This window comes from Phocaeicola sp. RTP21198st1_B8_RTP21198_201120 (genome assembly GCF_040929485.1).
In the GTDB taxonomy this organism is placed as follows: domain Bacteria; phylum Bacteroidota; class Bacteroidia; order Bacteroidales; family Bacteroidaceae; genus Phocaeicola; species Phocaeicola dorei.
Map to the genome: position 1 here is coordinate 1 of NZ_JBCOCI010000051.1, position 9,473 is coordinate 9,473.

Sequence of the window (9,473 nt, forward strand, 5' to 3'; positions counted from 1 at the left end):
TGGCAAAATCCTGAGCAACTTTTTGTTGCTCAGGTACTTAAAAAGTTTAATTTATAATAGTGTTGCGGAATTAAGGAATGACTAACTTCCTCGGAGAGCTAAATAACGACTTCACCATTTGTTGGTAACATCGTAAGCTCCCAAGAGTCTGTGCAAAACCTTAGAAGCTATATTTAATTGTCACCTATTTTTTATATATTTATGGAAAGAAACTAGACAACATATCTATAAACTACATAGTAGGAGAAAACAGAAATCAAATTCAAATGATACCTCTCGACCAATTGATTGCTCCAAATTCTTGGGCAAGGATTATCAATTTATTTATGGATATCTTGCCTATAAATGAGCTTGGGGTTAAACATGTCAAACTTCAATAAAAGGAGCCTACCGTATAATCCTGCAACATTACTAAAATTGTATTTATATGGTTATAAGTATTCAATAAGGTCATCAAGAAAACTGGAGTACTCCTGTAAGGTAAATGTGGAATTATGATAGCTATTAGGAGGCTTAACGCCCTCTTTTCGGACAATCGCTTATTTCAAAAAAAATAATGCGAAGGCTTTTAGAAAAATCTTTAAATAGAATCATAAATTGAGGACCAAACCTCAAATATCTAGGAATGGTCCTCGATCTATTCGAACTTCAATACTTAAATAAAACCTCTGCCTTTTTAACAAACATCTCTTATAAAACTCTTTTTTTCATTGAATTTACTTGAGATCCATTTCTGAATTTGATGGCAATATACGAATATCAAAAATATCTCCTGTCATATTCTTTAATCTAGCGGCAATTTTCAATGTTATATTTTTCTTACCACGGGTCAATTCAAAAGGAATAGGAATATATTTTGCATAATTCTTCGTGACCAACCCTTCATCACCTAGACTACGCACAAATGATTTAATCACCTGTCCATCTATCAACAAATCAAAAGCAAATTCATCCTGATCATTCCCCCGAAACGCAATATAAAGTGTCTGCTCCTTATCTGGAAGTGATGCTAAATTATACATAAAATATCCTCCATTGACTGCACGACGCCATGATGAAATATAATCATATTTTCCTGTAATATTACTCACCTGCTCTATCTTGTGCATTCGTTCAGAATCAGTATCTCCTATACAAATAGCATCTACATTTATCGTTCCTAAATTTTGATTCATATTGACATAATAGCTACCATCCCAAACTGTTTTTATATACTCTTCTTTGTCATCAACATGAATCATGTAAATAGCATATCGACTAAAATTTATCCTATTGTAAGGAACCAATTTTACAGATTTTCCTTCTTTCGGATTATAGATAAATAATAATTCCTTCCCAACTACTCGTCTGATATTACCTTTTATTTCATTCAATGTTCCAAACAAAACAGGAGTATCTGACATAGGAATCATTACATTACTAACAGTTTTACGCTCATGTCGGAATTCTTCTTTCCCAATATTAGTATTGTCTATTTTAGTCGCTAACACAATAGGCCCGTAAGTCATAGCAAGATATCTTTCACTATTTTTTAAAGGTACAATTTCTAATAGAGGTGTAAATGTCACTTTAATTTCATCCCCATCTGACCATTCACGTGATATTGTAACATAACCTTTTTCTGATTTTATGCCTTTCACAATTTTATTATTTACTCTCACAACCATACTTTTATTTTTGATCCAAAAGGGGATCCGTATTTTTAAATCTATTTGTTGTGTAGATGAAGACTTTATAGTAAGTAATGTCTGATCTTCGTCAGGAAAATTAGTAGATTGAGTAATCATAATGTTCTTTTCATTCCAGTCCAACGTTGATGCTATAAACATATTTACATAAAGTGAATTATCTTTATGTGCATAAATCATTTTCGCAAACTTTGCTGGAGCTTCAAATCCCGTACCTGTACAACACCAAAATGAATGATACCTTGTTCCATATATTTTATAATGACCAGGCCGCATAGGAGTATAATAAACACACATTCCTTCTTCCGGGTCATAATTAGCTAAAATATGATTATAAAGTACACGTTCATAATAATCAATCCTATCTACTCTGCCATCAGTTTGATAAAGACTTTCAGTCAATCGCATCATATTAACTGAGTTACATGATTCTGGACCACCATATTGTGGTATTTTCTTTTCAAACATACTTTCCTCGAAAAAATGCTCTCCAGTACTATTTCCACCATTTATCCATGTATGCTTTTGAACAACAATATCCCAAAAACGAGTAGCAGCATCATTGTAAGCCTTATTATTCGTATATCGATAAACTGCATTAAAACCTGTAAATTTAGGTATTTGTGTATTAGCATGCCAACCGTTCAGTATATCCTCTCCTTTGGAAAGAGGTACCCACATATCCTCATCATTTAATTTTTTAGCCCATTCTAAATATTTCTTATCTCCAGTTATCTTATATACGTCTATATAAGATTCATTAATAGATCCATGTTCACATACCAACATTTTTTGAATGTTCTCATGATTCAATTTATCTAATACCTCATAACCAAACCAATCTGCCATCCCCATTAATATTCTTTTAGCATCTTGTATATGACATCGCTTATAAACTCCATAAAGTCCTAGCATAATTTTATTCATAATATACACAGGTTCCCAAGTTTGGTTGATTAGAGGATTGGATGTCGTAAAATCTCCATCAATCATATCTTCAAACACTTGCTTACCATTAACAGTAGCTAATAAATAACCATCTCCATGAGCTTTTTGACAAAGCAGTAACTCATTGACAATATAATTTAATCTATCAAGAATCATTTTATCATTTGTTGTCTGATACATCATAGACATGGAGGACATATAAAAACCAAGAATATGTCCAGCTAATGGTCCGCCTCCCCACACATCTTCTGATTCCCAAAAAGGATAGGGTTGAGCTTTAGGAGTCAATCCTGCCTCACGTCTAAACCAAGATAACAATCTATCTGGCTCCAACGTTAAAAGATATTGATGATCTAAATCCTGAATATGCTTAAAGTACTTGTCCGTAATTCGAACCTCACTCAATGAAAAAAGATCTATTCTATTTTTAGATAAAGGCTTAGTAGTTCCCCACATATAAACATTTGATATGCAGGACATCACAATTACAAACAATAATATTTTATATTTTTTCATGTCAATATTTATTATATATTTTCAAGTTGAGAACAAAAATCAATTACTTTTGCAAATAATTCGGATTTTGAGTTAATTTTGGATTTGAAGTTAAAACAACCTCTGGTATAGGGAAAACACTACGGTAATCTCCTTTAGGCTTATGTGACAACCAACTTTTTTTAGTAAACAAACCAAAACGAATCATGTCCCTTCTTCGGTGAGCCTCCCAAACAAATTCCCACCCCAACTCATCATACAATCGTCCGAACTCAACCGGGTCTTGATTACCTGGATCTACAATATGATATTTCTCTACATAACCATATTGATAAATAGAATTAGCTTTAAGTTGCTCATCCGTAACCATTATTTTTTCTGGATGATCTCTAAAAGCTCGTTCCCTAACCTGAGAAACCAAAGCACCAGCCCCCGGCTGCCCCGTTCGCAGTAAACACTCTGCTTTCATCATCAACACCTCAGCAAAACGGAAAAAAGGGAAATCAGTATCAGAAGAAGAAGGAGTCTGAGGAGCGACCTCAAATTTATTCATGCGCCACCCCTCAAATTCTTTTACATAACTAGCATCAGGTATCTCTTTTACAATGATAAAATCCTCACCTATATTATCATAAATCCCCTTTAGTATTTCACCGTTACTACTATATTGTGCTCCTCTAAGCCATGTATCATCTATACGACTATCATCTTCATCATAAGTATCAGCAAACTGAGTTATTGCCATTGTTGTTCCACTTCCCCAAGGAGTTGCTTCCAAATTAAATTTATCTTTTAACTGAGCTTGCCAAGAACGCATATGCATATCATTTCCTGTTGCAATAATTTTATCATAAGGTACTGCTAAAATAATTTCTTTTGAAGACTCAACTCCAGATGATCTGAATGAATCTTTAAAATTTTGAGAGAGCATACAAGGGCTATTATTGATTATATCGTTACATTGTACAATACAATCCTCCCAATGAGCCGTTCCTGTATACACTTCAGCGTTCAAATACACATTCGCCAACAATGTCTTTGCCGCCCATTTATTAAATCGTCCATACATAGCACCTCCTTGCTCCTCGCTTAAATAAGGTATAACTTCAATCAGTTCTTTTACTATAAAATCAAAGATTTCCTTACGAGAACTTTTTTCTGGCATTTCATCTGATGTAGTAATTACCAAAGGAGCATCTCCAAAATTATCACATATCAACCAATAATAAAAAGCTCTAGCTGCTCTTAGTTCCATTATTCCTTGTTCCTTTGCCTCCAAAGAAGGAGCGGGTACTTTACCACTCTCAATCAATTCTATAGAATAATTAGCAAATAAAGCTCCCCGATACATCCAATCCCAAAATTCTTTAATATTAGCCAGCTCAGAATTCCAATCATGATAATGAAAATGCATATATTGGCCACCATCATACCAACCTGTGGCAGTAGGAGGAGATACTATTGCATCTCCAGTCACTTCATTCGCTGTCCAAAATCCCGTATGGCTAAACACTCCACGTAAAGGTGAATATACACTTGAAACCACAGATTTAAAATCTTTTACCGTATATTCATAACTATCCTGTGTTATTGAAGAATATACTTTTTCTGTTAAATCATTACTACAACATGACATTATTCCCGCCAAGCTTATAGAAGTAACTATACCTACTATCTTATTTATTGTTTTCATAATATTTAGAATTTAAATGACATACCAATTGTATAAGTTCTAGCCGAAGGATATCTATAACGATTATCTATACCTGGATACATTCCGTTTACAGGAGTTTCCGGATCTATACCACTATATCCAGTAATAACAGCAAGATTAGAAACAGAACCAAAAAAACGAATATTTTTCAACCAATTCCATCTTGTATTCCAAGTATAGCCTAAAGTCAGATTATCAATCTTCCAATAGTCACCATTTTCAATATGATAACTTACGTAAGCCAGTGGTTGATCTACAGCAAGAGGACGTTTCCCAAAGACAGGATCAAAAGCTTTCTCCATTACATTCCATCCTGCAGTAAACATAGCAGGTACCCCATGAAAAGCAGCAGCCGAATTCCATATTTGAAAACCAAAAGCCCCACGCATTGTAAGACTTAAATCAAAATTTTTATATCCAAAAGTATTATTCCAATTCACATAATGTTTCGGCAAGCCATTACCTAATACTTTTTTATCAGAAGGAAGCGCATCATTTATAGATTTTGGGGTTCCATCTTCACCCTCTATTATCCAATGCCCATCATCATCTATATCAATAGACTTATATCCCCAAAAATTACCGAAAGGTTGCCCCTCTTGTATTCTGTGTGTTGCCTGCCACATAGGAGATCCCGTTGTCCCCGTATCTAAATATGTACTTGCAACAAATTTACCAGAAAGTGTCACTAATTTATTTGCATTACTAGAATAGTTTATATTTGTTACCCATTGAAAATCTTTTGTTGAAACAGGCGTTACCTGTATAGAAACTTCTACCCCTGTATTACGTATAGACCCTCCGTTAGCTTGTATTGTAGGAAATAAATATGGAGGTGAAGGAACATTATATTCCCAAATCAAATCCTTAGTCGTTCTTCTATAAAAGTCAATGCTTCCGGTTAACCGATTATCAAAAAAGCCAACATCTAGGCCAACATTAAGTTCCTCTTTCTTTTCCCAACGGAGATCTGGATTCGTATTGGAACTAGGATGAACAGACTTAATCCAAGTGCCATCATAATATGCATAATCATTAAAATTAATCGAACGAAGAGACATATAAGGAGAATATGGTTCCGTACCTGTAATACCAAATCCCGCACGTATTTTCAATGCAGAAAGAGATGACACATCCTTTAGAAAATTCTCTTCCACTATATTCCATGCTACAGATACAGCTGGAAAAGTTCCCCACTTATAATTCTTACCAAATTTAGTAGATCCCTCCTGTCTTATACTAGCAGATAAAATGTATTTTCCTTTATAATTATAATTCAAACGAGCAAAATAAGCAATCAACAAATTCTCCCTTTTCTCCGAATCTTCATTAGCTTTTCCATCACGTAAAGCTTGACCTTCACTCATATTATTATATGTATAATCATCTGAAGGAAAATCCCAATTTTGCATCCAATAATCTTCATACCCACTTTTCATCCAACTATACCCTCCCAACAAAGTAAAATTATGATCTTTAAATAATGTCTTATTGTATTGAACTGTCAATTCAGATAATGTTTCATATGTAGATTGTGTACCACGAGATGCATATCCATTCTTACCATTTTTAGTAGTTGAAGAATGTTGCTTCGTTTCATAATATCCTCGGATCTGATTAAAAATATTTTTAGATGCAGTATATTTAATATTTAATCCTGCAATAGGAGTAAATGCCAAATTAGCAAACATTCTTAAAGCAGTTTCCTTATTCTCTCCCTCTGTTTCCCATAAAAGAGCCAACGGATTTAAATAATCATTAATAGGTCTCTCTTTCCAATTTCCATTTTCATCTCTAACAGGATCTGTAGGATTAAATTGAATCGCTCCTGCATAAACATCTGTTTTATATCCACCACCATCTGCACCATCAAAATATTTTTTTAGAGAACCATTCAACCCTGCATTAATACGCAATTTATCATTAAACATGCGATGAGTAACCTCAATGCGTGGATAAATGATCTGGTTGTCCGAACGTTGAATTATACCCTCCAAACTCCTATATTCAAGACTTGCCAAATAATTAGTTGTCTGACTTCCTCCTCTTAAACTTACATTATATACTTGTGAAATAGGAGTACGAGTTATTTCATCCAACCAATCCACATCACCACCATAATCAGTCGCACCACCATACCCTCCTTGAGCTACTTTCTCACGATATTGACCTGCTGTCATCATTGGCAACTTTTTCACGATCTGTTGAATAGAAATATAAGCATTCACATCTACTGTTGTTGGCATTTCCCCATTTACATGTTTTGTAGTAATAAGAATAACTCCATTAGTACCACGTGTACCATAAATAGCTGCTGCCGAACCATCTTTTAATACATCTATTTGTGCTATCTCATCAGGAGAAACAGAATTTAATGCTCCAGGAATTCCATCTATGAGAATTAACGGAGTGGTGTTTTGCCCTAATGTTGTGATACCACGCAAAGATAATTGGGAAGAAGAAAGAGGATTGGCATCTGGGGTTATAACAGCTAGTCCCGGAACTTGTCCACGAATCATCTGAGCAGCATCTGGAGAAGGGACCTTCAAAAAATTCTCTGATTTTACAGTGGCAATAGAACTAGCGACCTCCCCTTTCCGCTGTGTTCCATAACCAATAACAACAACTTCATCTAATAATTCAGAATCTTCTTTCAAAATAACTGATAAAGCCTTACCTCCCTTCTGTACTTTCAACTGTTGAGATTTAAATCCAATATATGATATATCTAATAAGGCATTTTCCTGAACTTCCAGCATAAAAATTCCATCAATATCTGTAATAGTACCATTTGAAGTCCCTTTTTCTTTAACTGTTGCTCCAACCACAGGGGCTCCATTTACATCTTTTACAATACCACTAATTTTAATTTTTTGTTCATTCGCTACTTTTAGTTCCTGAATTCTTTTAATAACAATATTCTTCCCTTGTATTTCATAAGAAACATTTTGTCCTTTCAAAATCTGATTAATAGCTTCATCCAATTGATTAGCATCTATTGTTACCATCTTCCGAATATCCAAATCTCCAGCAATATACACAAATGAGAAACCACTTTTAGTTTGTAATTCCATCATCGCCTTTTTCACTGAAACATCATTCATTTTCAACGATATAAGTTGAGAGTACACACTTAAATTTAGGCATAATACAGCCCCGACCATCAAGATGGCCCTCCTTTTGTAATTCATAAATTTAGAATTTAAAAAATTAAAAACTTTTGTAGGAAGGCGATTTTAAGAAATATTTTTATTACTTTTGTCACATTCCTCAAAAAAGATCTCACATTTGACATTTTGAGGGAATAATATGGAAGCCGGGAGATTTCGCAGATCTTCCGACTTTTTTATATCCAGTCTTCCCACCCTTATTTTACGTACTTCTATTCATAGTTCTTTTTATTTAAGATTAGACAAATAGTTAATATAAAATTATTTCTTTATCATTTAAAGTATAATGTACCTTTTCCGTTGCTGATAATGCCTCCAGAATATCTCTAACACTTTGACCGTTTTTATTAAAATTTCCATAAAAACGAATTTTTTTTAAAGCATCATTAGCAAATTTAATTCGAACGCCATAATTACGTTCCAATATTTGTGCTACTTCTGGTAAAGGTATTTCATCAAAGAAAAGTCTACCGGTTATCCATTCTATATTTATTCCATCCCTTTTCCATTCTTTTTTCATAGTCTTTACTCTTTTATCTAATATCACCTGTTCATTAGGTAATAATAATAATTCCTCCTCTCTCTGAAGCTGATTATTTAAAACAATTCTTCCTTCTAACAGAGACACAACAACTTCTTTATCTTCAGGATAATCTCTAAAATTAAATTTAGTTCCAAGTACTCTTACTTGTAACTCTTTTGTTTTCACATAAAAAGGCATTTCAATATTACGAGCAACCTCAAAATAACCTTCACCTTGTAACTCAACATCACGATTGTATACTCCAAAATTTTGTGGATAAATAATACGTGATCCAGCATTAAGTATCACTATAGTACCATCTGGCAAACGGAGTCTTGTTTGTGATCCTATAGGTGTTTCCACCTCTATCCCCGTTTCCGTTAAAACATTTTTAAGATTACTTTTACCCCTCCAATACGAGAAATAAGAGATAAAACCTATTATTGATATAAAAGCCACATATTTATAGACTATTTTCCATCTTAGCCTCTTCCTCATCATCTTGTTCTTTTGATATGTATCCACCCGTTTCCTAAATAACTGGAAAGCCTCATCTTTATTATATATAGAGTTTTTCATATCACTTATGGCAGAAAACCAAATTTCTTGCCGCTGCATAAAATACTTTTCATTTTCCACAGACGCAGCTATCCACTCCTTCAGTTCATGCACAGCATTTCCATCCAACTCATTACTTAAATAGGATACTATTAATTCATCAATATGTTCTTTTTCTGCTTTCATCTTTGTTGTTTCTAAAGTGAAGACGATTTATTTTAAATACAGGGTAGTCCTAAAAGAAACTTTTTTCTGTTTCAACACGAAAAAAATAAAATCAAAGCAATTAAATATTTGCTCAATTCAGTCTGAAGGAAAGATAATGCATTCTTTATATGATACTTAACCGTATTTATAGAAATACCTAATTCCTGAGA

5 protein-coding genes and 1 pseudogene are annotated in these 9,473 nt (G+C 33.7%); 1 reads left to right on the forward strand and 5 read right to left on the reverse strand.

What is annotated here, in order from left to right; genetic code table 11:
• The first annotated feature begins 363 nt into the window (after window positions 1-363).
• The gene (locus AB5935_RS16195; RefSeq protein WP_229054414.1) at window positions 364-498 is read left to right on the forward strand and encodes a transposase; all 135 of its coding nucleotides are present in this window, start codon (window positions 364-366) and stop codon (window positions 496-498) included.
• 218 nt (window positions 499-716) lie between these two features.
• Here the strand turns inward: AB5935_RS16195 and AB5935_RS16200 are convergent, their stop codons facing one another.
• From AB5935_RS16200 to AB5935_RS16220, 5 genes and pseudogenes are all read right to left on the reverse strand, one after another.
• The gene (locus tag AB5935_RS16200; RefSeq protein ID WP_007836720.1) at window positions 717-3,152 is read right to left on the reverse strand and encodes a glycoside hydrolase family 127 protein; all 2,436 of its coding nucleotides are present in this window, start codon (window positions 3,150-3,152) and stop codon (window positions 717-719) included.
• Window positions 3,153-3,195: 43 nt separating this feature from the next.
• Complete coding sequence (locus AB5935_RS16205) at window positions 3,196-4,824, reverse strand: RagB/SusD family nutrient uptake outer membrane protein (RefSeq protein WP_007836714.1); 1,629 nt, start codon at window positions 4,822-4,824, stop codon at window positions 3,196-3,198.
• A 5-nt stretch (window positions 4,825-4,829) separates the two neighbouring features.
• A complete protein-coding gene (locus AB5935_RS16210) occupies window positions 4,830-8,036 on the reverse strand; it encodes a SusC/RagA family TonB-linked outer membrane protein (protein WP_007836712.1) in 3,207 nt (1,068 codons plus the stop codon).
• 229 nt (window positions 8,037-8,265) lie between these two features.
• Window positions 8,266-9,282, reverse strand: a complete 1,017-nt coding sequence (locus tag AB5935_RS16215; RefSeq protein ID WP_007836710.1) for a FecR family protein — start codon at window positions 9,280-9,282, stop codon at window positions 8,266-8,268.
• A 71-nt stretch (window positions 9,283-9,353) separates the two neighbouring features.
• A pseudogene (locus AB5935_RS16220) lies at window positions 9,354-9,473 on the reverse strand (RNA polymerase sigma-70 factor); the annotation flags it as partial.

Coding starts and splice junctions, on each gene's coding strand:
- AB5935_RS16195 (WP_229054414.1), top strand. CDS start 364: ATGTCAAACTTCAATAAAAGGAGCCTACCGTATAATCCTGCAACATTA.
- AB5935_RS16215 (WP_007836710.1), bottom strand. CDS start 9,282: ATGAAAGCAGAAAAAGAACATATTGATGAATTAATAGTATCCTATTTA.
- AB5935_RS16210 (WP_007836712.1), bottom strand. CDS start 8,036: ATGAATTACAAAAGGAGGGCCATCTTGATGGTCGGGGCTGTATTATGC.
- AB5935_RS16200 (WP_007836720.1), bottom strand. CDS start 3,152: ATGAAAAAATATAAAATATTATTGTTTGTAATTGTGATGTCCTGCATA.
- AB5935_RS16205 (WP_007836714.1), bottom strand. CDS start 4,824: ATGAAAACAATAAATAAGATAGTAGGTATAGTTACTTCTATAAGCTTG.